Below are 25,257 nucleotides of genomic sequence, written 5' to 3' on the forward strand. Positions count from 1 at the left end.
CGCAAGCGCGTCGACAGCGGCCGTACGGGGGACCCCCGGTGGGGTGAACCTCGCGACCCTCCCGAGCGGTCGGCACCGCTTCGTCGCACTTACCCGTCTCAGCTGTCGGACCCCCTGCGACCCGGTGCGACGCTGACGAGACGTTCGACCCCCGCACGAACCGCCCGGAGGCGCTATGACCACGTCCGACGCACGCGCGCGGGCGGGACGGACGCGGGCGACCTCGGCCTCCGTCCCCACGCAGCGACCGGCCCCCACGACCCCGACGACGACCACGCCCACGGCGGCGCCCGCCTCCGTCATGAACCCGGCCATGGTCGAGCGCCTGGTGGACTCCCTGGGCGCCGGGCGCAGCGTCCTGGTCGTCGGCGACGCCGGCACCGGCAAGACCCAGGCGGTGGCCCGCGCCCTGGACCGGCTGAGCACGGCGCACGACGACCTGACGATCGTCCACATCAGCGGGACCGGGACGCACGACGCGCTGCCGCTCGGCGCGCTCGAGCCGCTCCTGGACGACCCGGACGAGGCCCTCGGGGACCTCGCGGCGACCCTGGACGCCCTCGCCTCGGGGATCGGGCGCCGCCGGGGCGACGGCCGGCTGGTACTGCGGGTCGAGGACGCCCACCACCTGGACGACGCCTCGGCACGCGCGCTCGAGTGGCTCGTGCGGCAGGGCACCGTGCAGGTCGTCGCGACGCTGCGCCTGAGCTGGGCGGCCCGCGCGCCGTGGGCCGCGCTGTGGAAGGACGACGTCGTCGAGCGTCTCGACGTCGGGCCGCTGACGCGGGAGACCGCCGAGCGCTGGCTGGTGGCCGAGCTGGGGGGCCCGGTCACGGCCGACACCACCCACCGGCTGTGGCGTGCGTCGGGCGGCAGCGCGATGCGGCTGCGCGAGGCCGTGCACGACGCGCTGGTGTCGGAGGCGCTCGGCCTGAGCAACGGCGTCTGGGTGTGGCGCGGCGGGGCGACCTCGCAGTCGCGGATGCTGGACCTGGCCGAGCTGGACCTGCAGGGCGTCAGCCCGCAGGGGCGGTCCGCGCTCGAGGTCTGCGCGGTGGTCTGCCCGATCGCGCTCGAGGTGCTGCTCGACCTGGTGCCGGCCGCGGCCGTCGACGAGCTCGTGCTGGCCGGTGTGGTCACCACGACGACCGCGCCGACCGTCACGGGCGGCACGGTGCGTGTCGTGGACCTGACGACGCCCGCGTACGCGGAGGTCGCACGTGCCTGGATCCCCGCGTCCCGGCAGCGCGAGCTGCTGCAGCGGTCGCTGGACGCCCCCGTCGCCCACGGCGTGGCCGCCGGGTCGCTGATCCGCTCGGTGGCCCTGGCGATCGACCTGGGCATGGACGTGCCGGCCGCACGGGTCCAGCAGGCGCTGGAGGCGGCGTTCGCGATCCACCAGTACGACTCGGTCGTGATGCTCGCCACCGGCGCCCTGGCCTCCGCCCCCGAAGGGCCCCTCGCGGCGCGCCTGCACACCCTGCGGGGCAACGCGCGCGTCATGCTCACGCAGCTCGCCGAGGCGGAGCGTGACTTCTCACGCGCGGCCGAGCTGCTCGCGCCCGGCCCGTTCGACGTCGAGACGGCCTCCCTGCTGCTGCACGTGGCGGACATGGCCACGCTCGTGGCCCACCGGCGCCTGGGCGACGTGGACCGCGCGCTGGCCGTGCTGGACGGGATCGTGCGCCCGCTCCAGGAGGCGGACCCCGTGCTGCCGGTGCTGCGGTGGCGTGACGAGGTCGAGGTGACCCGGCTCATCCGGCTCGGCTACGCGGGCCGGCTCGACACCCTGGACGCGGCCCTGGCCGCGCTGGAGGGCGGCGCCCACCCGGCACGTCGCGTGTCGCTGGCGCCGCCGACCGCGATGGCGCTGGGCGAGAGCGGGCGCCTGCACCAGGGGTTCGCGGTGTGCACGCGGTTCGCGGAGATCGCCACGGCGCACCAGGACCACCACCGCTGGGGGCGTGGCGAGGTGCTCGTCGCGCTGTTCTTCACGCTCCTGTGGTCCGGCGAGATCGAGGCGGTCCGGGCCTCGCTGGCACCGACGTCCGACGACGAGCCGATCACGGTCGAGTGGTCGACCGTGCACGCGGCGTTCGGTCTGCTCGCGATCGCCGAGGGGTCGTGGAGCGAGGCGCGCACGCACCTGGCGACGGCCCGCGCACGCTTCGACGAGACCGACCTGACCGGGCTGGCGCGGTACTCGCTCACGGCGGAGGCCACCGCCGCGGCGGCATGCGGCGACACCGCCACGGCACGGGACCTGCTGGAGCAGGCCGCGCGCACCGCCGAGGGCTCGGCCCGCGCGATGGAGGGCGACGTGCGGGTGCGTCGCCTCGACGCCCTGGGCTGGTTGCGCAGCCCTGACCTGGTCACCGAGGCCCGCGCGGTCGCCCGCTGGGCCCGCGAGCGCGGCGCCGCGCGCGTCGAGCTCGAGGCGCTGCACCGCTGGCTCGACGCGACGCGACGCACGGGCGGCCTGCCGGACCCGGTGCTCGTCACCCGTGTGCGGGAGCTCGGTGCCGTGTGCGACGGCGAGCGCTGCGCGGCGCTCGTGGCGCACGTCGAGGCGATGGCCGCGCAGGACACGGACCTCGCGCGCATCGCCGAGCGCGAGCTGAACCGCCGGGGCCTGTGGCTGCCGCCGCTGGGAGCACCCGTGGCGCTCACCGCGCGTGAGCAGGAGATCGCCTCGCTGGCGGCCGGCGGCATGACCAGCCGCGCGATCGCGCAGCGGCTCGTGCTCTCGACGCGGACGGTGGACTCCCACCTGTCCCGGGTGTTCGCCAAGCTCGGCGTGCACTCGCGCGAGGAGCTCGCGAACATCCTGCGGTAGTCGGCGCGGGACCGGTCTGACGCCCGGGTGGAACTGTGACCACGGCCCGGGCGTTCTGGTCTGCACAGCCGGGCGTTCCGGTACCGTGACCAGGTCCGTCACCGTCCGACGGCCGCCGCGCCGCCAGCGCCTCCGGAAGGACCGCCGATGACCGAGCCGACGCCCCTGCAGCCCCCTGCTCCGAGCGGTGCGTTCGCGCTCGAGGCACCGGCCCCGGTCGCGCCCGTCGCCACGCACGACGCCCCGGCGATGGCCCCGCGCGTGGACCCCGCCGCGCTGCCCGGTCTCGACGCCAAGGTCGGGGCGTACCTGGCGAGCCTCGACAGCGCGCAGGCCGGCTCCCCGGAGTTCGCGGCGAAGGCCGACGACGTGCGCCTCATGGGCGACTCCGACATCCGGCAGGCCGCGGACACGTCCAACCGCCTGCTGCAGGTGCCCGTGCGCGAGCTGCGCGAGGGCGGCGTCTCCGGCACGTCGCAGGTGAGCAGGTCCCTGCTGGACCTGCGCCGCACCGTCGAGGACCTCGACCCGTCCGAGAAGTCCGTCGGCCGCAAGTTCCTCGGCATCCTGCCGTTCGGGGACTCCGTCACCGACTACTTCCGCCGGTACGAGAGCTCGCAGAAGCAGATCGACGCGATCGTCAAGGCGCTGTACCGGGGCCAGGACGAGCTGCGCAAGGACAACGCCGCGCTGAACCTGGAGAAGCAGAACCTCTGGGACACGATGGGCCGGCTCAACCAGTACATCTACGTCGCGAGCTCGCTGGACACCCAGCTGTCCGCCAAGATCGCCCAGCTCGACGTCGCGGAGCCCGAGCGCGCGCGGGCGCTGCGCGAGGACGTGCTGTTCTACGTCCGCCAGAAGCACCAGGACCTGCTGACGCAGCTCGCGGTGTCGATCCAGGGGTACCTGGCGATCGACATCATCATCAAGAACAACCTCGAGCTCATCAAGGGCGTCGACCGGGCGACGACGACCACGGTCTCGGCGCTGCGCACCGCCGTGCTCGTCGCGCAGGCGCTGAACAACCAGAAGCTGGTGCTCGACCAGATCACGGCGCTGAACTCGACGACGTCGAACATGATCGCGTCGACGTCGAAGCTGCTGCGCGAGCAGTCGGTGGTCATCCAGCAGCAGGCCGCGAGCGCGACGATCGGGCTGCCGCAGCTGCAGCAGTCGTTCTCGGACATCTTCGCGGCGATGGACTCGATCGACACGTTCAAGGTGCAGGCGCTGGACTCGATGGCGCAGACCGTCGGCGTGCTGGAGACGGAGACGGCGAAGGCCAAGCAGTACCTGGACCGTGTCTCGCGCTCGGACCACACCGAGGCCGCGAGCGGGTCGCTCGACCTGGGCCTGCGCTGATCGACACGACCGGGGAGGTGAGCCGCACGTGAGCGCGCTGGGTGACCTCGTCGCGCGCCTGTTCGGCCGCGCCCCGCGGCACGTCGTGGAGATCGAGGCGGACCCGGTCCCGACGGCCGAGCAGATCGCGACCGCCGTGCGTGACGTCGAGGCGTCGATCGAGGGCCGCGTGCCCGCGGCGGTGACGGCCCGCGTGCACCGCATCACGGGCACGGTCGAGGACATGGTGCCGCGGCTCGACCGGTTCGGTGTGGGCGACCGGCAGGCGTACACGGTGGTGGCGACGGCCACGAGCTACCTGCCCGAGGCCGTCGACGGCTACCTGCGGCTGCCGCGCGACTTCGCCGACCGGCGCGTGGTGTCCCGCGGCAAGACCTCGCTCATGCTGCTGTGCGACCAGCTGGACCTGCTGGCCATGACGCTGGAGAAGATCTCCGACGCCGTGTACCGCTCCGACGCGCAGGCGCTCGTGGCGCACGGGCAGTTCCTGGCCGAGAAGTTCGGCCGGTCGTCGCTGGACGTGCCCGGTGCGGGCGGGACGGAGGGCTCGTGACGGGCACGACGCAGAGCCTGCCGGGCGCGCTGGACGCGCTCGTCGCCGCGGGCCGCGCGGCCGGGCTGGGCACGGCGGCGGTGCGCGACGAGGGCGAGCGCCTGGCCGCGGCCGTGGCGGAGTCCGTCACGGGTGCCGGGCCGGCGTGGCTCGCGGCCGTGGGCCGTGGGGACGACCTGACGGAGTTCTTCCGTGCCGCGTCGTCCGCGCGGCGGTGGCGGCACGCGCCGACGGACGTGCTCACGTCGCTCGTCGCCACGGGCTCCGCGCACGCGGCCGGCTACGCCGAGGCGCTCGCGGGCGTCGCGTCCGCGGCCTGCGACCTCGGGGTCCCGGACCTCCAGGTCGTCGCCGCGGCCTCGGTCACGGCGGCGGTGCAGCGCGCGGCGGCGAGCGCCGCCCCCACCGCACCCGGGGCCCCGGGGCCGGACCGACCTCTCGGCGGGGACGAGGTCGGACGTACCCCCTCGCCCACGAGCGACCGTCCCGTCCCCGCGCCCCCGGCGGGCGGCCGTCCCGGCCCCGCGTCCCCGGACGCGAGCGCTCCCGCGGCCCCCGAGGACGCGGCGCCCGCCAAGACGTTCGACGAGCTGCTCGCCGAGCTCGAGGCGCTGGTCGGGCTCGACGGCGTCAAGCGCGAGATCCGCCAGCAGGCGCAGGTGCTGCGCGTCGAGCGGCTGCGCGCCGACGCCGGTCTGACCAGCCCGTCGCTGACCCGGCACCTGGTGTTCGTCGGCAACCCCGGCACCGGCAAGACGACGGTCGCGCGGCTCGTCGCCGGGCTGTACCGCGCGCTGGGCCTGCTGAGCAGCGGGCACCTGGTCGAGGTCGACCGCTCCGAGCTGGTCGCCGGCTACCTGGGGCAGACCGCGACCAAGACCACCGAGGTCGTGGCCCGGGCACTCGGCGGGGTCCTGTTCATCGACGAGGCGTACTCCCTGGCGGAGGACCAGTACGGCGCCGAGGCCGTGAACACCCTGGTCAAGGACATGGAGGACCACCGCGACGAGCTCGTGGTCATCGTGGCGGGCTACCCGCTGCCGATGGCGCGGTTCCTCGCCACCAACCCGGGGCTCGAGAGCCGGTTCGCCACCACGATCGGGTTCGACGACTACACCGACGCGCAGCTGCGGGAGATCTTCGCGCTCGCGGCCCGCAAGGCCGACTTCGTCCCGTCCCCCGAGGCGCTCGACCTGGTCGAGCAGATCGTCGCCGCCCAGCCGCGGCACGAGGGCTTCGGCAACGGCCGGTTCGCGCGCAACCTGCTGGACCGCGCCGTGCTGCGGCACGCCTGGCGGCTGCGGGACGTCGAGCAGCCGACGGTCGAGCAGCTGCGCACGCTGCTGCCGGCGGACCTCGCGACCGACGTGGAGGACGTCGCCCCCGACCTGCCGGCACCCGACGCCGACCTGACCGCCCCCGGGACCCCGGCGCACGACCTGCCCACGCCGGACCTGACCACGCCCGACCTGACCGCCCCCCGCACCCCGGCCCAGCCCTCCGAGGAGCCCGCGTGACCACGACCGTCGTGCCTCCCACCTCGAGCCCGCCGGCCGCGCCGGGCACGGCGCCCGCGCCGGACCTCCCCACGAGCGGCGTGCGGTCCACCCCGGGCGGGCTGCGCCTGTGGGGTGCGCTCGCCGCCGTCGTCACCGCCCTGACGGGGCTGCTCGCGCTGGGCGTCACGACGAGCCAGCAGGCCGCCGTCGCCCAGATGAGCGACGCCGCCGCCCAGCTCGTCGGGCTGCAGGACGCCCGCAACCAGCTCGTGGCGGCCGACGCCGCGGCGACCACCGCGTTCCTCGTCGGCGGGCTGGAGCCCACCGACCTGCGCCGGTCGTACGACGCGTCGCTCGACGCCGGGGCGCAGGCCCTCACGCTGCTGGCCGCGAGCGGGACGCAGGGCGCCGACGCGCTGGCGCAGGTCTCGGCGGACCTCACCACGTACACCGGCCTGGTCGAGCAGGCACGGGCCAACAACCGGCAGGGCTTCCCCGTCGCCTCGGCGTACCTCGAGGAGGCCTCGACGGTGCTGCGCGAGGACATCGTCCCCACGCTCGACGAGCTCGTGGCGGCCGAGCAGGACCGCGTCGACGCGGAGCTCTCGACCGTCCGCACGTCCACTCCCCTGCTGATCGGGGTGGTGGTGCTCGCCCTGCTCGCGCTGGTCTCGGTGCAGGTGTGGGTCGCCCGCCGCACGCACCGCACGTTCAACCCGGGTCTGGTCGGTGCGACGGTGGCCGTGCTGGTCGTGGGTGCCGTCGGTGGCGTCACGCTGGGCGGGACGTCCGCGGCGGCGGGCCGCACGTACAGCGGGCCGTACGCGGCGACGGTCGCGGCGTCGCAGGCGTTCGCGCTGGTCAACGACGCCCGCTCGATGGAGGCGTTCACGCTGATCCGCCGCGGGTCGGGCGCGGCCTACGAGGAGTCGTTCGTCGAGAACGTCGACCGGGCGCGCGCGGCGCTGCAGGGCGACGGCGGCCGGCTCGACCGGCTGCTGGTCGAGCGCCTCGACGCCTGGGTCGCGGGCCACCAGGAGGTCCGTGCGCTGGACGACGCGGGCGACTGGGACGGTGCCGTCGCGCTGGTCACCAGCGACGACCCGACAGCACCCCCCGCGCTGTTCGACGAGCTCTCCGGTGCGTTGGACACCGCGGTGGACGCCGGCAGCGCGGACGTCGCGGACGGCCTCGGCGGCGGGGCCGGCTGGGTGGGGTGGCTGCTGGCCGCGCTCGGCGTGGGCGGTGCGGTCGCCGCGTGGACCGGGCTGCGCGCCCGACGGGAGGAGTACCGATGAGCACACGTCACACCGCCCCCGCGGGTGCGCGCCGGGGCACGTCCGGCGCCCGGCGCCGTGGTGCGCTGGTCGCGGCCGTCGGGCTCGTCGTCGCGCTCGTGGGCGCCTGCTCGGGACAGGTGCCGCCCGGCGGCACGGCCGTGATCCCGGCCGCCGCAGAGCCTGCCCCGGCCGCCGTGGTCCCCGCCGCCGACGACTGCACGGACGCCACGACCTCCTACGCCCCGGACGCCGGCACCCAGATCGCGCCCGGGTCCACGATGGACGCGATCCGCTCCCGCGGGTACCTGCTCGTCGGCGTCTCGGCGGACACCCTGCGCATGGGCGCCCGCAACCCGTTCACGGGGCAGATCGAGGGCTTCGACATCGACGTCGCCCGGCAGGTCGCGTGGGCGGTCCTCGGTGACGCGGACGCGATCCGGTTCCGCGTCATCACGGCGGGCGACCGGATCCCCGTGCTGGTCGACCACGAGGTCGACCTGGTCGCGCGCGCGTTCACCATGAACTGCGAGCGCTGGGCGGACATCGCGTTCTCCGCCGAGTACTTCACGGCCGGGCAGAAGGTGCTGGTCAGCACCGAGTCCGACGCCACCGGCATCGAGGACCTCGCCGGGCAGCGGGTGTGCGCACCCGAGGGCACGACGACGCTCGAGCGGCTGGACGAGTACGACGTCGAGCCCGTGGGCGCACGCACCCACTCCGCGTGCCTGGCGCTGTTCCAGCAGGGCCGCGTCGACGCCATCACCGGGGACGACACCGTGCTGGCGGGCTTCGTCGCGCAGGACCCGTACGCGCGGGTCGTCGGCGACGCCTTCAGCGCCGAGCCGTACGGCCTGGGCGTGCCCGCCGACCAGGTGGACATGGTCCGGTTCGTCAACGCCGTGCTCGACGGCATGAAGGCCGACGGCACCTGGGCGCTCCTGTACGACCGGTGGCTGGGCGAGGCCCTCGGCCCGGCGCCCGCGCCGCCCGCGTCCGTGTACGGACGGTCGTGACGGCGACCGCCATGGCTGCCGCGTCCGCCGACGTCGTCGCGCCCGTCGCCCCGGGGCGGCTGGGCGAGGCGATCGGTGCGCGCGACCTCATGACGTACCTCGACGGGCTGCTGACGTGGCTCGACGACCGGCGCACGCGGCTCGACGCGCTGGACACGGCGGCGCAGGCGACGGCCGAGTCCGAGCGGTACACCCCGGACGTGGTGCTGGCGCTGTCGGTGTGGCAGTCGGTGCGGACCCGCGCCGACGAGCTGCTGGCGGTGTGGGACGGCGGGCGCGTCACCGAGGTCGAGCGCGAGCGCATGTCGCAGCTGCTGTGGGGCCGCGTCGACACGCGGGCAGGTGCGGCGCCGGTGTCGCTGCCCGAGGCGCTGACGCTGTGCGACGCGATGGTCTCGGCCCTGCGCACCCGCCTCGCGTTCGACCCGGACACCGCGGACGTCGTGGCCCGCCTGCGCGGCGTGCGCGCGGCGCTCGTGCGCGCCGAGGACCTGGCCGGCTCCGACGCGGCCGCCCACGAGCGCGTGGCCGCCCTGCGGGAGCGGGAGCAGCGCCTGTCCGCGCAGGCCGCCCGCGGCGGTGACGTCACGGGGCCGCTCGCCGAGCTCGAGACCCGCACCGCCCACACCGAGCGCGACCTCATGGTCGCCGTGTCGCAGCGCCGCTCGGTGGCACGTGCCCGCGCGGACGCGCTGGCCACGGCCGCCGCGCTGGAGGCCCGCGAGCCCGCGCTGCACGCGCTGGCCGAGCGGTGCCGGCACGAGGTCGCGCACCCGCCGCGGCTCGCGGTGCCCGACGTGTCACGGCTGGGCCCCGTGCCCGAGCAGCGCGAGGCGCTGGACGCCTACGTCGCCCGCCTCGACGCGGTGCGCCGGGCCCTGGACGCCGCGCAGGACGCGTACAGCAGCCCGCTGCGCGAGCGCGCCGAGCTGCGCTACCGCCTCGGACGCGCCACGGCGACCGCGGCGTCGAACGGCCGCGACGCGTCCCCCACGGTGCGCGCCGGGCACGACGAGGCCCGCACCGCCGTGGAGACGACCCCCTGCGACGTGGCGCTCGCCCGCGCCCTCGTCGAGCAGTACGAGCACCTCGTCCGGCCGTTGCCGGGCGGACCGGGAGGAGCCCGATGACCAGCGCGACCGCCTGCCGCGAGCCCGGCTGCACGGGGACGTACGAGGACGGCTGGTGCGACCTGTGCGGGTCGCCCGCCCCCAGCGGTGCCACGTCCACGGTGACCGGCACGACGACACCGCCGGCCGCCGGCGCGCCCGCGGCCCCCACCCCGTCGTCGATGCTGGGCACGGGCATCGCCCCCGGCGTCCCGACCCCCGGGGCCGGTGACGACGGTGCGGCCGAGCGGTCCACGCGCACCGGGCGCACCAGCTCGACCCGGCTGGCGTCGGCCGCCCTCGGCTCGGCACGCACGGTGGCGACGGGCTCGCGCGCGACCCGCCGGCTCGGCACGTCCTCGACGCGGCTGCGCCGCGCCCGGCTGGGCGCCGGGCTGACGACCGTGCCGCCCGCGCCCGTGGCGGACCCGCTGCAGGCGGTCATGGCCGACCCGCAGGTGCCGGAGCGCAAGCGGTTCTGCGCGGCGTGCGGCGAGCCCGTCGGGCGGGGCCGCGAGGGCGTCCCCGCCCGCACCCAGGGGTTCTGCCCCTCGTGCGGCGCCCGCTTCGACTTCGACCCGCGCCTGGCACCCGGCACGCTCGTGGGCGGACAGTACGAGGTCGCGGGGTGCCTCGCGCACGGCGGCATGGGCTGGATCTACCTGGCACGGGACCGCAACGTGTCGGGCCGCTGGGTGGTGCTCAAGGGCCTGCTCAACAGCGGCGACCCCGACGCGGTGGCCGCCGCGATCTCCGAGCGGCAGTTCCTCGCACGCGTCGAGCACCCGCTGATCGTCGAGATCTACAACTTCGTGCAGCACGACGGCGACGGGTACACCGTCATGGAGTTCGTCGGCGGGCGCTCCCTGAAGGAGCTGCTCACCGACCGCCGCGAGGCCGTGGGCCACGTCGACCCGCTGCCGGTCGACCAGGCCCTCGCGTTCGTCCTCGAGGTGCTGCCCGCGTTCGCGTACCTGCACGACCTGGGCCTGCTGTACTGCGACTTCAAGCCCGACAACGTCATCCAGGCCGGGGACGCCCTCAAGCTCATCGACATGGGCGGCGTGCGCCGCATCGACGACGACGACTCCGCGATCTACGGCACGGTGGGCTACCAGGCGCCGGAGGTGCCGGTCGACGGGCCGTCGGTCGCGTCCGACGTCTACACGATCGGCCGGACGCTGGCGACGCTGGTGCTGGACTTCCGCGGCAACACGACCACGTACGTGGCGGCGCTGCCCCCGGTCGACCAGACCCCCGTCTTCGCGCGGTACGACTCCTTCTACCGGCTGCTCGCCAAGGCGTGCGCCCCCGACCCCTCCGACCGGTTCGGGTCGGTCGACGAGATGCGCGCGCAGGTGCTGGGCGTGCTGCGCGAGGTGGTCGCGGCCGACCGCGGGGCGGGCGACCCGCCGCTGACGAGCGTCGCGTCGGTGCTGTTCGAGCCGCCCGTCACCGACCACGCGGAGCGGGCCCTGGCGTGGGACGAGCTGCCCGCCCTGAAGGTCGACCCCGACGACCCGGCGGCCGGGTGGCTCGCCGGTGTGAACGTGGTGGACGCGGAGCAGCGGCTCGCCGCCCTCGCGGGCGCCCCGGAGGACACGGTCGAGGTCCGCCTGCTGCGGGCGACCACGGCGATCGAGGCGGGACGCCCGGACGTGGTCACGGCGGCCGTGGAGGCGATCCTCGCCGACGACCCGTGGGAGTGGCGCGCCGTGTGGATCCAGGGGCTGGCGCAGCTCGCGACGGGCGACCCGGTCGCCGCGCGCGCGTCGTTCAACGCGGTGTACGGGCAGGTGCCGGGCGAGCTGGCGCCCAAGCTGGCGCTGGCCGTGGCCTGCGAGCTGTCGGGTGAGCCCGGCATCGCCGAGCAGCTCTACGCCACCTGCGCCTACGCCGACGCGAACTACACGGCACCGGCCGCGTTCGGCCTGGCGCGGCTGCGGATCGCGTCCCTGCACCTCGACGACGCGCTGGCCGCGCTCGACCTGGTGACGCCCACCCGCAGCTCCTACCCGCAGGCACGGCTGATGCGGGCACGGATCCTGGCCCGCTCGCGGGACGACCTGCCCGCCCTCGCCGCCGCGCTCGAGTCCGTGCGCTCGGTGCCGCTCGAGCCCGCCGAGCGCGCGGCCCTGCGGGTGGACGTGCTGTCGACCGCGCTGGCCACGGTGCGCCGCGGCGCCACGGCGCCCGGCGTGACCCTGGACGGCGCGCCGGCCACCCAGGACGGCGTGACGGACGCCCTGGAGGCGGCCTACCGCGAGCAGGCCGGTCTCACGGCTGACCACGCCGCGCGCGTCGCCCTCGTCGACCGCGCCAACCGGGTGCGCCGGTGGACGGCGTGGTGAGCGGCACGGGGACTGCCGTCGTGTGCCCCGCGTGCGGCGAGGCCGCGGGCGCCGGTGCGCGCTTCTGCGAGGCGTGCGGGGCACCGCTCGCGGCCGCGCACGGCGCCGGACCGAACGGTGCGGACCCGGCCGGCCCCGGCAGCGCCGACGCCGGCAGCACGGACCCCGGTCCCGCGTCCGGCGACCCGGCGTCGTCCGGACCCACGTCCGGCGACCCCGCGTCGTCCGGACCCACGTCGTCCGCTCCCCTGTCCCCCGGCGGCTCCCCGGAGGGGACCTCCCCGGCCGGCACCGCCGCGGACGGTGCGTCACCGTGCCCCGCGTGCGGCGGGGACGTCGCCGACGACGGGTACTGCGCGCAGTGCGGTGCCCGCGCCCCCGTCGAGCGCGACCACCGCGAGGAGCGGGCCGCGCCGCACGTCGCGGGCGTCAGCGACGTCGGCGTGCGGCGGCGCCGCAACGAGGACGCGCTCGCGCTCGGCACCGTCCCGGGGCCCGACCCGGGCGCGGCGGACGGGCAGGCCGTGGGCTCGTCGCCGGGCGAGGGCGTGAGCGTGCTGGTGGTGTGCGACGGCGTGTCCTCCGCACCCGACTCCGACGTCGCCAGCCAGGCCGCCGCGACCGCGGCCCGGGACACCCTGGTGGCCGGTGCCGCGCACGTCCCCGCCGACGACGCCGCCGCCTGGTCACGCCTGCTGGTGGCCGCGGGTCACGCCGCGGACGGCGCCGCCCGTGCCGCCGTCGACGACGCCACCGCCCGGCAGGACCCGCCGTCGTGCACGTTCGCGGCCGTGGTGGCCGGGCCGGGCCTGCTGGTCGCGGGCTGGCTGGGCGACTCCCGGGTGTACTGGCTCCCCGACGCGGGCACACCGGAGCAGCTGACCGAGGACGACTCGGTGGCAGCCGAGCTCATGGCCGACGGCATGTCCCGCGCCGCGGCCGAGCGCTCGCCGCAGGCGCACGCGATCACCCGCTGGCTCGGCGCGGACGCCGAGGACGCCACGGCCCGCACCGTCGCCACCCGCCCCGGCGGACCGGGCTGGGTGCTCGCGTGCTCGGACGGGCTGTGGAACTACGCGTCCGCCCCCGAGGTCGTCGCGGACCTGCTGCGCGACGCCGCGGGGCGGGTCGGCGACGACCCGCTGGCCCTGTCCCGCGACCTGGTCGCGTGGGCCAACGCGAGCGGCGGGCACGACAACGTGACCGTGGCGCTCGCGCGCGTGCCCGCCCGCACGGCGGCCGGTGACGCGCAGCAGGACGCGCGGCAGGACGCGCAGGCCGACGCGCCGGACGACGCCGGCACGGCCCCCACCGTCCGCCGCCGACCGCCCGGTAGCCTCCCCGGAGAACCGACCGCGCACCGGGCACCACCTGCACCCTGAACCACCCGCACCACCCGTCCGACGCCCACCGCACCACCGAGGAGCCAGCGTGGCCACGTTCCGTGCCGAGGTCTTCCAGAACGAGTTCCTGCCCGACGGCGGCACGGACGTGCACGCGATCGTCACGGTGAGCGCCTCGGGCGTCGGCGGGGCGGGGACCAGCGGCGCCGGCGTCGCGGAGATCGTCATGATCGACACGTCGGGCTCGATGACGGGCCCGATGCTCGCCGCGGCGAAGCACGCGGCGCAGGTCGCGCTGGACCACATCCCCGACGGGACGTGGTTCGCGATCGTGAGCGGCAGCCACGTGGCCCAGCGCGTCTTCCCGTACCCGAACGCGCCCGTCGCGATCGTGCAGATGGAGCCGGCCGCGCGGGCGGAGGCCAAGCGGGCCGTCGCGCGGCTGTCGGCGCAGGGCGGCACGGCGATGAGCACGTGGCTGCGGCTCGCGGACCAGATCTTCGCCACCCAGCCCGCGGTGACGCAGCGGCACGCGATCCTGCTCACCGACGGCAAGAACGAGTCCGAGCCGCGCGACCAGCTCACCGCGGCGATCGCGGCCGTCACCGGCCGGTTCCAGTGCGACGCGCGCGGCGTGGGCGAGCGCTGGCAGGTCGACGAGCTGCGGGAGATCGCGACGGCCCTGCTGGGCACGGTCGAGCTCATCGCGAACCCGGCGGACATCGCCGAGGACTTCCGGTCGCTGCTGGCCGCCTCGCTGTCCCGCGGCGTCGCCGACGCGCAGCTGCGGGTGTGGACGCCGCAGGGCGGGCAGGTGCTGTTCGTCCGCCAGGTGGCGCCGACGGTCGAGGACCTGACGGCCCGCCGCACCGACGTCACACCCCTGGTCGGCGCGTACCCGACGGGCGCCTGGGCCGACGAGTCCCGCGACTACCACGTGGCCGTGCGCCTGCCGTCCAAGCCGCTCGGCGCCGAGCAGCTCGCGGCGCGGGTGCAGGTCGCGGTCGGCGGCGAGGTCGTCGCCGCCGGGCTGGTCAAGGCCGTGTGGTCGGACGACGCGTCGCTCACCGCACGCATCAGCCCGGAGGTCGCGCACTACACGGGTCAGGCCGAGCTCGCGTCGGCGATCCAGGAGGGCCTGGCGGCCAAGGCCGCGGGCGACGAGGCGACGGCGACCGTCAAGCTGGGCCGCGCGGTGCAGCTCGCGGCCGAGACGGGCAACGAGGAGGCGACGTCGAAGCTGCGTCGCGTCGTGGAGATCGAGGACGAGGAGCACGGCACGGTGCGACTGAAGCGCGGCGCGTCCCGCCTGGACGAGATGGCCCTCGACACCGCGTCGACCAAGACCTCGCGGGTGCGGCGGTGAGCGCCACCTGCCCCGAGGGGCACGTCAGCGCGTCGACCGACTACTGCGACGTGTGCGGTGCGCCCATCGCCTCGTCGGGCACCGGCCCTGCGCCGTCCGTACCGACGCCGGCCGTCGCCGCGCCGTCGACGTGCCCGCACTGCGGGTCGCCCGCGGCGTCCGGTGCGCTGTTCTGCGAGAACTGCGGCTACGACTTCACCACGGGCGTGACGCCCGTGGTGCACGCCGCCCCCGCGCCGACGCCCGCCGCGTCGACCGGGGCGGTCGTCACGCCGGCACCGGACCCGCAGGGTCCGTCCGACCCCGCGGGCGAGGAGCCGGGCGCGGGTGCGTCCGGCGCCGAGGCCGGTACGTCGCCGGCGGTGGCCGACCCCGAGGCCGCGCCCCTCGCCCCGCCGGCGCCCGGGGGCGACGCGTGGGTCGCCGAGCTGTGGGTCGACCCCGACTGGTACGCCGCCCAGCAGGCGGAGGACCCGATGCCGTCCGTGGGCCTGCCCGTGCTGGTGCCGCTGCGGGAGCGCAGCGTGCTCGTCGGGCGCCCGTCGGCCTCGCGCAACATCCGGCCCCAGGTCGACGCGGGCGCCGACAGCGGGGTCTCCCGTCGGCACTGCCAGCTCAACACCGACGGTCAGCGCTGGTGGGTGGAGGACCTGCAGTCGTCGAACGGCACGTTCGTCGCCCGCGTCGGCGAGCCCTTGCCCCAGGACCCGATCCGGCCGGGGCAGCGCCACGAGCTCCAGGACGGCGACCGGCTGTACCTGGGGTCGTGGACGCGGCTGGTCGTGCGCCGGGCGCTGCCGGGCGAGGTCTGACCCGACCGGACGGCGCACGGCGGCGCACGCCGGTCGCGGGGTCCGGTCGCTCGCGGGGTCAGGCAGCGCCGGTGCCGTCCCCGGCGACCTCGACGCGGGGCCGCCCGGCGGGCACGGGCTGCACGGACCGGGCGACCTCGGCCGGGTCGATGATGCGCGGGTCACCGGTGGTCCCGACGACGAGGGACGCCCGCCGCCAGGGCTCGGCCGCCGCGAGGTAGAGCTGCTGGGCACCGGCGTACCGCGCCAGGGGTCCCCGTGTGGCGTCGGGGTCGACACCGTCCCGCGCGACCATGCGGTGCGCGCCCACGTCGAACGGCACGTGCAGGTACATCGACCAGTCCCACCGGTGCCACAGCTCGTCGCGGTGCAGGAACGTGCCCTCCACCAGCACGAGCGCGTCGTCGGGTGCCCGCAGCGTCGGTGCGGGCGCCGTCCGGTCCCGCTCCCGGTCGAACGACGCGGTGACGTAGCGCCCGTCGCCGCCCGGCCCCAGGGGCGCGAGCGCGAGGTCGATCAGCGCGCGGTAGTCGTACGCGTCGAGCCAGAAGCCCTCCGGCGACATGCGGCCCCGCGCGTGACGCACGGCCGAGGGATGGAAGAAGTCGTCGGCGTGCAGCACGACCACGGGGCGGTCGGGCACGCGCGCGGCGAGCCGGGCGGTGAGGGTGGTCTTGCCGGCGGCGCCGATCCCGTCGACGGCGACCAGCGCCCGTCGTCCGCGCGGCAGGGCGTCGAGCATCCGCGCGACGACCAGGTCGAGGTCCCCTGCCATACCGCCTCCCGCGTGTCGTCGGCAGCGTGGCGCATCGCACCGGGCCCGGCAAGCCGGGGCGCGGGGGCGTGCGCCGCCCCGCCCGGCGGCCGCCCCGGGGTCGTAGGGTCACCCCATGGCACGCAGCATCGCGACGACCACCCCCGTCGACCTGACCACGCTCCTGGACTTCGTGCGCCCGCGGCACCACCTGCTGCTGGTGACGACGCGCGCGGACGGCCGGCCGCAGGTCTCGCCGGTCAGCGGCGGTGTCGACGACGCGGGCCGCATCGTGATCTCGACGTACCCGGACCGCGCCAAGACCCGCAACGCGGCGCGTGACCCGAGGGTCAGCGTGTGCGTGCTGTCCGACGAGTGGGACGGCCCCTGGGTGCAGGTCGACGGGACCGCCGAGGTGCTGCACATGCCGCAGGCCGAGGACGCCCTCGTGGACTACTACCGGTGCATCGCCGGTGAGCACCCCGACTGGGACGAGTACCGCGCCGCGATGCGGCTGCAGGGCAAGAGCCTGATCCGCGTGACCCCCGAGCGGTGGGGCCCGCTGGCCACGGGCGGCTTCCCCGCCGACGTCGCCGCCCGGCTCGACGCCACGACCTGAGGCACGACGAGCCAGGCGTCCCGCGTCCGGGGACGAGGGCTCCGCGCACCCCACGCGGTGGGACCGGCCGGTCGCGGTGGCCCGACCCTCAGCGGACGCCGGCGCCCGGGTGCACGATCAGCCAGGTCGCGACCGTGACGTCGTCGGACCGGTTGCTGAGCCGGTGCGGTGTGGTGCACGCGTAGGAGATCGTGTCGCCGGCGCGCAGCACGACGCGCTCGTCGGCGAAGTCGACGGTGAGCTCACCGCGCACGACCGTCCCGATCTCGTACCCGACGTGCGTGACGAGCTCGTGCTGCCGGCCCGCGACGGTGTGCGGCGGGTACGTCGACTCGAAGAAGTCGACGTCGTGCGAGATGCCGGGCGACAGGCGTCGGTACACGACGCCGCCCTCCAGCGTCACGGACTCCACCTCGACGGCACGACGCACGACGTAGCCGTCGGGCACGGGGGTGGACAGCTCGACGTCGGGTGTTCCGGACGTGCCGCCGAAGACGTCGACGAGGGTGGCGTCCATGGCGGTGACGAGCTCGAAGAGCCGGTTCACGGAGGGCCGCAGCACGCCGCGCTCGATCTGGGAGACGGCGCTGGCGGAGATCCCGAGCCGCGCACCGACCTCGCGCAGCGTCAGGCCACGCTCCTCGCGCAGGCCCCGCAGCCGCGCCCCCAGCTGCTCGGCGTCGAACGACGCCAGCAGGCTGCCGGTGTCCGGCGCGGTGCTCATCGGGCCGCCTCCTCGGGGATCACGCATGAAGCAGGAAGTTCACGCGGCAGAAACCTGCCCCGGGTTGTGAAGTCATAGATTCACGACTCGGGACGAACCGGAAGCAGCCGCTTCAGGTCGGCCCACGGTACGTGATCCCGTCCGCCCTCGGCCAGGGCGGACCCCCGGTCGGCCACACCGACCCTCGGCACCCCGGTGCCCGCGCCGCACCCTCCCCGACGTCCCGAGTGCGAGGACCACCATGACCGCTCCGCACGACACCCCGGCCGTCCCCCCGGGCACGCCCGCCCCCGCCACGGCCCCACCCGGCGCCTCCGCCCCGCCCAGCGCCGTCGCCCCGCTGCCCGGCACCAAGCCGCACGACCTCGTCGAGGCCGCGGGCATGCCGATCGGCGCCGGCGAGATCAAGGCCACCTACGACCCGCGCCTGACCAACGAGGACCTCGCGCCGCTGCAGAAGCAGACCTGGTCGTCGTACAACATCTTCGCGTTCTGGATGTCCGACGTGCACAGCGTCGGCGGCTACGTCACGGCGGGCTCGCTGTTCGCCCTGGGCCTCGCGTCCTGGCAGGTGCTCGTCGCGCTCGTCGTCGGCATCGTCATCGTCCAGGTGTTCTGCAACCTCGTCGCCAAGCCCAGCCAGAAGACCGGCGTGCCCTACCCGGTCATCAACCGGGCGATCTTCGGGGTGCTCGGGGCGAACATCCCCGCGATCATCCGCGGCCTCATCGCGGTGGCCTGGTACGGCGTGCAGACCTTCCTGGCGGCCGAGGCGCTCAACATCATCTTCCTCAAGTTCCTGCCCGCCTCGCAGTCCCTGCTCGAGCCGTCGTTCCTCGGCCTGAGCGCGCTCGGCTGGATCTCCTACGCGATCCTCTGGCTCGCGCAGGCGGCGGTGTTCTGGAACGGCATGGAGACCATCCGCCGGTTCATCGACTGGGCCGGGCCGGCGGTCTACGTCGTCATGATCGTCCTGGCCGTGTACCTGGTGTCCGAGGCCGGCTGGTCGAACATCTCGCTCAACCTGTCGTCCGGCCCGCCCCTGACGTTCGCGGCGTCGATTCCCGTGATGCTCTCGGCGATCGCGCTGGTCGTGTCGTACTTCTCCGGCCCGATGCTCAACTTCGGCGACTTCTCCCGCTACGGCCGGTCGTTCGCGGCGGTGAGGAAGGGCAACTTCCTCGGCCTGCCGCTCAACTTCCTGTTCTTCTCGCTGCTCACCGTGGTCTGCGCGTCGGCGACGGTCCCGGTGTTCGGCAGGCTCATCACGGACCCGATCCACACGGTGCAGGCGATCGACACCCCGTTCGCGATCCTGCTGGGCGGGCTGACGTTCGTCACCGCGACCGTCGGCATCAACATCGTCGCCAACTTCATCTCCCCCGCGTTCGACTTCTCCAACGTCTCGCCGCAGCGGATCTCGTGGCGCACCGGCGGCATGATCGCCGCCGTCGGGTCGGTCGTCCTGACGCCCTGGAACTGGTACGCCAACGACGACGCGATCCACTACACGCTCGGCGTGCTGGGCGCCCTCATCGGCCCGCTGTTCGGCATCCTCATCGCCGGGTACTACGTGATCGGCCGCCAGTGCGTGCACGTCGACGACATGTTCACCATGGCCCCCACCGGGCGCTACTGGTACAGCCGCGGGTACAACCGCAACGCGGTCGCGACCGTCGTCGGCGCGGGCGTGGTGTCGGTCGCGGCCGCCGTGCTCCCCAAGCTCGCGAAGTCGATCGGCCTGGTCGACGTCACCTGGATCGCGTCGTACTCGTGGTTCATCGGCTGCGGGCTCGGGTTCGCGATGTTCGTCTGGCTGGAGCGGCGCAACCCGCAGATGCCGACGCTCGCGGCGTCCGACGCGCACGTGTCCGACGGCCACCAGGACGCCCCGGCGGTCGTCAGCCACCACGCGCACCCCACGGGCTCCTGAGGCCGGTCGTGCGCGACGACATCCGCCTGCGGGTGGTCAACCCGAACACCACCCGGGCGATGACCGACCTCATCGGTCGGTCCGCCCGGGTGGTGGCCGGGCCCGGGGTCACGGTCGAGGCCGTGCAGCCCACCACCGGCCCCGCGTCGATCGAGAGCCACTACGAGGAGGCGCTGGCCGCGGTCGGCGTGCTCGAGCAGGTGCGGGTCGGCGAGGGCGACGGCGTCGACGCGTACGTCGTCGCCTGCTTCGGGGACCCCGGGCTGGACGCGGCGCGCGAGCTGGCGCGCGGCCCGGTGGTCGGGATCGCGGAGGCGGCGTTCCACGCGGCGACGATGGTCGCGCGGCGGTTCAGCGTGGTGACGTCGCTGGGCCGCACCGTGGGGCGCGCGCACGAGCTGCTCGACCGCTACGGGTTCGCGCGCGCCTGCGCCGGGGTGCACGCCTGCGAGATCCCGGTGCTGCAGATCGAGGCGCCGGGCGCGCTGGACCGGGTCACCGCGGCGTGCCGGGCGGCGGTCGAGGCCGACGACGTCGACGCCGTGGTGCTCGGCTGCGCCGGCATGGCCGGGTACACCGGGCGGATCTCCGAGGCCGTCGGGGTGCCCGTGGTCGACGGCGTCACCGCGGCGACGACGTTCGCGGCCGCGCTGGTGCGGGCCGGCCTGCGGACCTCCGAGCGCTCGGAGTACGCCCGGCCGCCGTCCAAGCCGGTGCCGGGGCTGCTCCAGGAGTTCGCTGTCGGGCCCGCGGGGCTCACCGCCGTCGCGACGGGCTGACGAGAGCCCGGGGCGCGACAGGGCCCCGACTCACCAGGGGCGCAGGTCCGGCTGCTCGCCCGGGTACGCCTCGAACACCGCGCGCTCCTCGGCGGTGAACGCCCGCGGGGTGTGCGTCGCCCGGTCCAGCTGCACCATCCGGGAGCGGGCGCGCAGCGCGACGGCCGCGTCGGGGCCCTCCCCGTCGAGGATCTCGTACGCGAAGTCCACCGACGACCGGCCCAGCCGCGGCACCCACACCTCGACCACGACCGGCTCCTGCCGGAAGCGGATCGGCGCCAGGTAGTCGATCTCGTGCTTCACGACCACGAGCAGCGACGCGGTCATGGCACCGACCTCGTCGACGCCCATGCGCGGGAAGAGGGTGAACCGCGCGTCGTCGAGGTACCGCAGGAACGCGGCGTTGTTGACGTGCCCGAACAGGTCGACGTCGGACCACCTGACCTGCATGACCACGCACCCGCGCCCGGCCTGCGTCCCGCGGCGGCTCGCGACGAGCGGCGCCGGCGTGCTGCTGTCGTCCATGCCCCCACGCTACGGCGCCGACCCTGCCACCGCGGGCAGCGGCACGTTGTGCTCGGGCGGTCGACTCGATCACAGTGGACCCATGGCCACCGCGCGGGACGACACGTCGGGGAACGACACGTCGGACGTCGAGCGCGTCCTCGCGGCGCGGGGGGCGTGAGGGCTGCCGTGCCGCACCACGCCGACGCCCCGACCGTCACCGTCCTCACCGGAGCCGGCATCTCGACCGCCTCGGGCATCCCCGACTTCCGCGGCCCGCAGGGGGTGTGGACGCGCGACCCGCACGCGGCCGACCTGCTCGAGCTGGACCTGTACGTGCGCGACCCGGCCGTGCGGGAGCGCGGCTGGCGCATGTGGGCCGAGCACCCCGCCTGGCACGCGCACCCCACGGCGGCGCACCGCGCACTCGTCGAGCTGGAGCGGGCGGGCGCCCTGCTGGCCACGCTCACCCAGAACTTCGACGGCCTGCACCAGGCGGCGGGTGCGGACCCGGAGCGCGTCGTCGAGCTGCACGGCAGCCTGGCGACCACGTCGTGCCTGCGCTGCGGGACGACGTGGCCCACGCGCGAGGTGCTCGCGCGGCTGCCCGCCGAGCCGGACCCCGCGTGCACGGTGTGCGGCGGGGTGCTCAAGCCGGACGTCGTGTACTTCGGTGAGCGGCTGCCCGAGGACGCCCTGGAACGGGCCGTGGCCGCCGCGACGGACGCGGTCACGTTCGTCGCGATCGGCACCACCCTGACGGTCCAGCCGGTGGCGAGCCTGGCCGCGGTGGCCGTCGACGCGGGCGCGCGGCTCGTCGTCGTCAACGCCGAGCCGACGCCGTACGACCACCTGGCCGACGAGGTCGTCCGCGACCCCATCGACGAGGCCGTGCCCGCCCTGGTCGCCGACCTGCTCGCGACGCGCTGACACCTCGGTCCCGCGAGACCGGGCGCCCGGGGACACGGGCCCCGGCGCACGAGACCGGGTGGTCACCGACGAGGCTGCCGACCCTCGGGCTCCGCTCGACCGTGCGCCGTCGACCCGGGTCCGGCGACGTCTCAGCCCTGTTCGTGCACGACTGGCTGGGCGGCACCTCGGCGCTGGTGTCCCCGGCCGGTGCCGTGCAGAGCCTCGCGGACTTCGACCCGTACGGGCTGCCGCGCACGTCGCCCACGCAGGACGGCCTGACCGTCACCCCGGACCCGATGGCCGCGGAGAACCCGGTGCTGTACGCCGGTGGCTACGCCGACCCGTCCCTCGGTGGGCGGTACGCGCTGCGTGCCCGCGACTACGACCCGACCACGGGCGTGTTCTCCACGGTCGACCCTGCGCCGGCCGGCCTCGGGATGCCTCTGGGGTCGACGTACGCGTACGCGGCCGGTTCCCCGACGATGTACACGGACCCTGCGGGTGAGTGGCCGAGCCTGTCGTCGGTCTGGAAGTCGGCGTCGAGCGGTGTCGCCAGCGCCTACCGGGCGACCGCGACGTTCGTGGACAAGTACCAGGCCGAGATCGTCGGCGTCGGTGTGGGGATCGCTGCCGGGGCGGCGTGCGGCCTGACGACGCTCGGCGCCGGGAGTGTCGCGTGCATCGCGATCGGTGCCGCGGCGTCCTCGGCCGCCACGAACCTGTGGCGTACCAAGGTCCAGAAGAAGGAGGAGTTCACCTGGGGCGGGCTCGCCAAGGACCTGACGATCGGCACCGCCAGCTCGCTCGTCGGCTACGGGCTCGGTCGGTACGTCGCGAAGATCCCGGCCGTGCAGACCCTCGTGGGTCGGCTCGCCAACTCCACCGTCGGGCAGGCGGTGAACCGGGTCTCCACCGCGGTGAGCACCGCGGTCAACCGTGTCGCCGCGAACGTCCGGACCGCCACCGTCCAAGCCGCCGGCAGGGCACGCGCCAGCACCACGGCCGCGTTGCAGGCACGTGGCTGGAAGGCGATGGAGCCGAATGCGACGGTGAGGGATCTGGTGGGGATGCGTCGACCTGATGTCGGCGGCACCGCAGAGAGCACGATCAAGCAGCTGAGCGCGGCGACACGCTCGAACAGTGCGCTCCTCAGATCGGTGTTCAGGCCGAAGGACGGCGAGCACATCGCCCTCCGCGAAGGAACGACCAACGTCATCGACCAGGGCAACCACCGCGTGGAAGAGCTGCTGAGGAGGGCCGCCTCGTCCACCAGCCTCAGGCCCGACCGCATCACGTACGACACACCGATCTACATTCGAGGCTTTCCTGGTTCATGAATCCGCTCGCGGGCACGCGCTCGACTCGAGGAGGAGGGATGTCGATGCAGGGAACGCCGATCGCGCAGCTGCCGTCGATGATCACCCGCATAGCAGTGGATCCCGCTGGTCGGTCGATCGCGTGCGCGACGGCGGCGGGGACGGTCCACCTGTTCGACACGACGAGCCTCACCGAGGTGTGGTCGGCTCGCCACGGGGGGCGATGGCGGGGGGTGCCGCTGCACTCCATCTCCATCTCCGGGCGCGGGGACGTGGTGTGCACCGGGGGCGAGGACGGGACTGCGGTTCTCTGGTCCGTACCGGATGGTCGGAGGGCCGCCCGACTCACGTACGAGCACCGAGTTCCGGTCCTGTCGAGTTCCATCAGTCGGGACGGTCGCCAGCTGGCCCTGGGATACCGGACAGGGGTGATCGTCCTGCGGGACATGGTCGATCACCGCGAGACGGGGCGGCTGCACCACGACGTCTGGGCGAACCAGGTCGAGCACGACTCCACAGGCGCCCGGATCGCCTCGGCCGGCTACGACAAGACGGTCCGCGTCTGGCACGTCAGCGATCACTCCCCGGCGTGGCGCGTATCGACTCCTGGCCTCGCGGGCTCGCTGAGCATCGCACCTGAGGACGACCGGCTCGTCGTCAACGGATTCGGCTCGCGCGCGGCCGTGCTGTCGATGGAGGACGGCACGGAGCTCGGAGCGCTCCAGCACGATGCTGACGTCCTCTTCGTCAGGTTCAGCGCCGACGGTCGACGGATCGTCACGGAGTCCGAGACCGGTGTGGTGACGATGTGGAACGGCGAGTCCCTCGACAAGATGGCAGAGCTCACCTTCGACCGGACAGTGGCCGATCCCCACGCCCTCCCCGCGGGGGCCGCCGTCGCGTTCGGCTACGGTGACGAGCTGCGCCTGTTCACCCTGAGCTCGGAGGAGTCGACGTGAGCACGCACCCGTCACGGACCGAGCGGGTCCGCTCGACGCGGAACCTGCTCGACTCGGTGCTCAAGCCCAGGAGCGGCGCGTTCATCGCCGTGCGTCCCGGGACCACCGACGTGCTCGACGACGGTCAGCGCCGGGCGACGGAGCTGATGGCGCTGGCCGAGCGCGCGGACCTCGGGGACTACCGGGGAGTCACGTGGGACACCCCGATCCACATCAAGGGCTTCCGACGGTCGTCGTGAGCCTCGCCGCCCGTCGCCCCTCGAGGAGCTGACCACCCATGCCGTCCCCCCACGGGTTGCGCCTGCCCGCATCGATCACGAGCCTCGCCGTCCACCCGGACGGTCGGTCGATCGCGTGCGCGACGGCGGACGGCTCGGTCCACCTGGTCGACGCCGACCTGTCGGTGCTCTGGTCGGCACGGCACGGCACGCGGTGGTCGCGGGCCACCCGGCTCGCGTCCGTCGCGTTCTCCCCGCGGGGTGACCTGGTGGCCACCGGGGCGCACGACGGCAGCACGATGACGTGGCGGGTCGCGGACGGTCGACCGTCCCGGCGGATCACCTTCCCCCACACCGACTCCGTGGTGTCGTCCGCGTTCAGCCCCGACGGCCGCACGCTGGCGATCGCCCACCAGTCGGGGTACGTCGTCGCGTGGGACGTCGAGCAGGACCGCGAGGTGGGCCGCATGGACCACGGCTTCTGGGCGACCGGGGTCGAGTACGACGCGGCCGGCTCCTTCATCGCCACCGTCGGGTACGACAGGTCCGTCCGGGTGTGGCGCGCGGACGACCTCACCGAGGTCTGGCGGGTGCCGACGCCGCAGATGGCGGGTGCGGTGAGCATCGCGCCCGCAGGGGACCGACTGGTCGCGGGCGGGTTCGGCGACCGCGCCGTCGTGCTGTCGAGCGACGACGGGGCCGAGCTCGGCGCCCTGCAGCACCGGGACAAGCTGCTGTTCGCGCGATTCACCCCGGACGGCCGAGGGATCGTCACGGAGTGCCTCGGCCACGTCCTGACGCTGTGGGACGCCGTCTCGCACGAGAAGCTGCGGGAGCTCCAGCTCGACGGGCTCGCCGTCGACCCGTGCGTGCTCCCCTCCGGCGACGCCGTCGCCGCCGGCTTCGGCCCCGAGCTGCGCGTCCTGCGCCTCGTCGGCTGACCGCCGCCCGCGCGTCCCGTCCGCCGACCGGTCGTCGACCCCCGGGGAAGACGCTCCCGGACCCCCGGGTG

General features: G+C 75.1%; 22 protein-coding genes. 19 read left to right on the plus strand and 3 right to left on the minus strand.

Annotated elements, in window-relative coordinates:
- The first annotated feature begins 175 nt into the window (after nt 1-175).
- The 11 genes from KG103_RS15720 to KG103_RS15770 all read left to right on the plus strand — a co-directional run bounded on the left by KG103_RS15720 (nt 176) and on the right by KG103_RS15770 (nt 15,527).
- Entirely contained in the window at nt 176-2,836 is a 2,661-nt protein-coding gene (locus KG103_RS15720; RefSeq protein WP_207339443.1) for a helix-turn-helix transcriptional regulator, read from the plus strand.
- A 147-nt stretch (nt 2,837-2,983) separates the two neighbouring features.
- Nucleotides 2,984-4,201, plus strand: a complete 1,218-nt coding sequence (locus tag KG103_RS15725; RefSeq protein ID WP_207339444.1) for a toxic anion resistance protein — start codon at nt 2,984-2,986, stop codon at nt 4,199-4,201.
- A gap of 28 nt (nt 4,202-4,229) precedes the next feature.
- Nucleotides 4,230-4,754: a hypothetical protein gene (locus tag KG103_RS15730; RefSeq protein WP_207339445.1), complete on the plus strand. Its 525-nt coding sequence runs from the start codon at nt 4,230-4,232 to the stop codon at nt 4,752-4,754.
- On the plus strand, nt 4,751-6,271 hold the full coding sequence (locus KG103_RS15735) for an AAA family ATPase (RefSeq protein ID WP_207339446.1): 1,521 nt from the start codon (nt 4,751-4,753) through the stop codon (nt 6,269-6,271). Before KG103_RS15730 ends, KG103_RS15735 begins: the two co-directional genes overlap by 4 nt.
- On the plus strand, nt 6,268-7,551 hold the full coding sequence (locus KG103_RS15740) for a hypothetical protein (protein ID WP_207339447.1): 1,284 nt from the start codon (nt 6,268-6,270) through the stop codon (nt 7,549-7,551). The genes KG103_RS15735 and KG103_RS15740 overlap by 4 nt, the downstream gene beginning before the upstream one ends.
- A complete protein-coding gene (locus KG103_RS15745) occupies nt 7,548-8,546 on the plus strand; it encodes a glutamate ABC transporter substrate-binding protein (RefSeq protein ID WP_207339448.1) in 999 nt (332 codons plus the stop codon). Before KG103_RS15740 ends, KG103_RS15745 begins: the two co-directional genes overlap by 4 nt.
- The gene (locus tag KG103_RS15750; RefSeq protein WP_207339449.1) at nt 8,543-9,676 is read left to right on the plus strand and encodes a hypothetical protein; all 1,134 of its coding nucleotides are present in this window, start codon (nt 8,543-8,545) and stop codon (nt 9,674-9,676) included. The genes KG103_RS15745 and KG103_RS15750 overlap by 4 nt, the downstream gene beginning before the upstream one ends.
- On the plus strand, nt 9,673-12,006 hold the full coding sequence (locus tag KG103_RS15755) for a serine/threonine-protein kinase (RefSeq protein WP_207339450.1): 2,334 nt from the start codon (nt 9,673-9,675) through the stop codon (nt 12,004-12,006). The genes KG103_RS15750 and KG103_RS15755 overlap by 4 nt, the downstream gene beginning before the upstream one ends.
- Nucleotides 11,991-13,388 carry a protein phosphatase 2C domain-containing protein gene (locus tag KG103_RS15760; protein ID WP_249670630.1) on the plus strand — a complete coding sequence of 466 codons (1,398 nt, stop codon included), beginning with the start codon at nt 11,991-11,993 and terminating at the stop codon, nt 13,386-13,388. The genes KG103_RS15755 and KG103_RS15760 overlap by 16 nt, the downstream gene beginning before the upstream one ends.
- Nucleotides 13,389-13,437: 49 nt before the next feature.
- Nucleotides 13,438-14,715 (plus strand): VWA domain-containing protein, encoded by a 1,278-nt coding sequence (locus tag KG103_RS15765; RefSeq protein WP_207339451.1) that lies wholly within the window; start codon nt 13,438-13,440, stop codon nt 14,713-14,715.
- A complete protein-coding gene (locus tag KG103_RS15770) occupies nt 14,712-15,527 on the plus strand; it encodes an FHA domain-containing protein (protein ID WP_207339452.1) in 816 nt (271 codons plus the stop codon). The genes KG103_RS15765 and KG103_RS15770 overlap by 4 nt, the downstream gene beginning before the upstream one ends.
- Nucleotides 15,528-15,585: 58 nt before the next feature.
- On the opposite strand, the gene KG103_RS15775 is transcribed toward KG103_RS15770, so the two are convergent.
- The gene (locus tag KG103_RS15775; protein WP_207339453.1) at nt 15,586-16,302 is read right to left on the minus strand and encodes a nucleoside/nucleotide kinase family protein; all 717 of its coding nucleotides are present in this window, start codon (nt 16,300-16,302) and stop codon (nt 15,586-15,588) included.
- A 115-nt stretch (nt 16,303-16,417) separates the two neighbouring features.
- Between KG103_RS15775 and KG103_RS15780 the strand changes: the two genes are divergently transcribed.
- Nucleotides 16,418-16,900 carry a PPOX class F420-dependent oxidoreductase gene (locus KG103_RS15780; protein WP_207339454.1) on the plus strand — a complete coding sequence of 161 codons (483 nt, stop codon included), beginning with the start codon at nt 16,418-16,420 and terminating at the stop codon, nt 16,898-16,900.
- A gap of 88 nt (nt 16,901-16,988) precedes the next feature.
- Here KG103_RS15780 and KG103_RS15785 read toward each other — a convergent pair whose 3' ends face one another.
- Nucleotides 16,989-17,624, minus strand: coding sequence for a helix-turn-helix domain-containing protein (locus tag KG103_RS15785; protein ID WP_207339455.1), 636 nt, complete (start codon nt 17,622-17,624; stop codon nt 16,989-16,991).
- A 241-nt stretch (nt 17,625-17,865) separates the two neighbouring features.
- Between KG103_RS15785 and KG103_RS15790 the strand changes: the two genes are divergently transcribed.
- Together KG103_RS15790 and KG103_RS15795 are read left to right on the plus strand one after the other, a co-directional pair.
- Nucleotides 17,866-19,557, plus strand: a complete 1,692-nt coding sequence (locus tag KG103_RS15790) for an NCS1 family nucleobase:cation symporter-1 (RefSeq protein ID WP_207339456.1) — start codon at nt 17,866-17,868, stop codon at nt 19,555-19,557.
- A gap of 8 nt (nt 19,558-19,565) precedes the next feature.
- Nucleotides 19,566-20,336, plus strand: coding sequence for an aspartate/glutamate racemase family protein (locus tag KG103_RS15795; protein WP_249670631.1), 771 nt, complete (start codon nt 19,566-19,568; stop codon nt 20,334-20,336).
- 30 nt (nt 20,337-20,366) lie between these two features.
- Here KG103_RS15795 and KG103_RS15800 read toward each other — a convergent pair whose 3' ends face one another.
- The gene (locus KG103_RS15800) at nt 20,367-20,861 is read right to left on the minus strand and encodes an acyl-CoA thioesterase (RefSeq protein WP_207339457.1); all 495 of its coding nucleotides are present in this window, start codon (nt 20,859-20,861) and stop codon (nt 20,367-20,369) included.
- Nucleotides 20,862-21,017: 156 nt separating this feature from the next.
- On the opposite strand from KG103_RS15800, the gene KG103_RS15805 reads away from it, so the two are divergent.
- The 5 genes from KG103_RS15805 (at nt 21,018) to KG103_RS15825 (ending at nt 25,186) form a co-directional block, all read left to right on the plus strand.
- Nucleotides 21,018-21,770 (plus strand): SIR2 family NAD-dependent protein deacylase, encoded by a 753-nt coding sequence (locus KG103_RS15805; protein WP_249670633.1) that lies wholly within the window; start codon nt 21,018-21,020, stop codon nt 21,768-21,770.
- Nucleotides 21,771-21,871: 101 nt separating this feature from the next.
- Complete coding sequence (locus tag KG103_RS15810; RefSeq protein ID WP_207339459.1) at nt 21,872-23,089, plus strand: RHS repeat-associated core domain-containing protein; 1,218 nt, start codon at nt 21,872-21,874, stop codon at nt 23,087-23,089.
- A gap of 38 nt (nt 23,090-23,127) precedes the next feature.
- Entirely contained in the window at nt 23,128-24,027 is a 900-nt protein-coding gene (locus KG103_RS15815; protein ID WP_213319930.1) for a WD40 repeat domain-containing protein, read from the plus strand.
- Entirely contained in the window at nt 24,024-24,266 is a 243-nt protein-coding gene (locus KG103_RS15820) for a hypothetical protein (protein WP_207339461.1), read from the plus strand. Before KG103_RS15815 ends, KG103_RS15820 begins: the two co-directional genes overlap by 4 nt.
- A gap of 38 nt (nt 24,267-24,304) precedes the next feature.
- Nucleotides 24,305-25,186, plus strand: a complete 882-nt coding sequence (locus KG103_RS15825) for a WD40 repeat domain-containing protein (RefSeq protein ID WP_207339462.1) — start codon at nt 24,305-24,307, stop codon at nt 25,184-25,186.
- The last annotated feature ends 71 nt before the right edge of the window (nt 25,187-25,257 follow it).

This window comes from Cellulomonas wangleii, assembly GCF_018388445.1.
Classification (GTDB): Bacteria; Actinomycetota; Actinomycetes; order Actinomycetales; family Cellulomonadaceae; genus Cellulomonas; species Cellulomonas wangleii.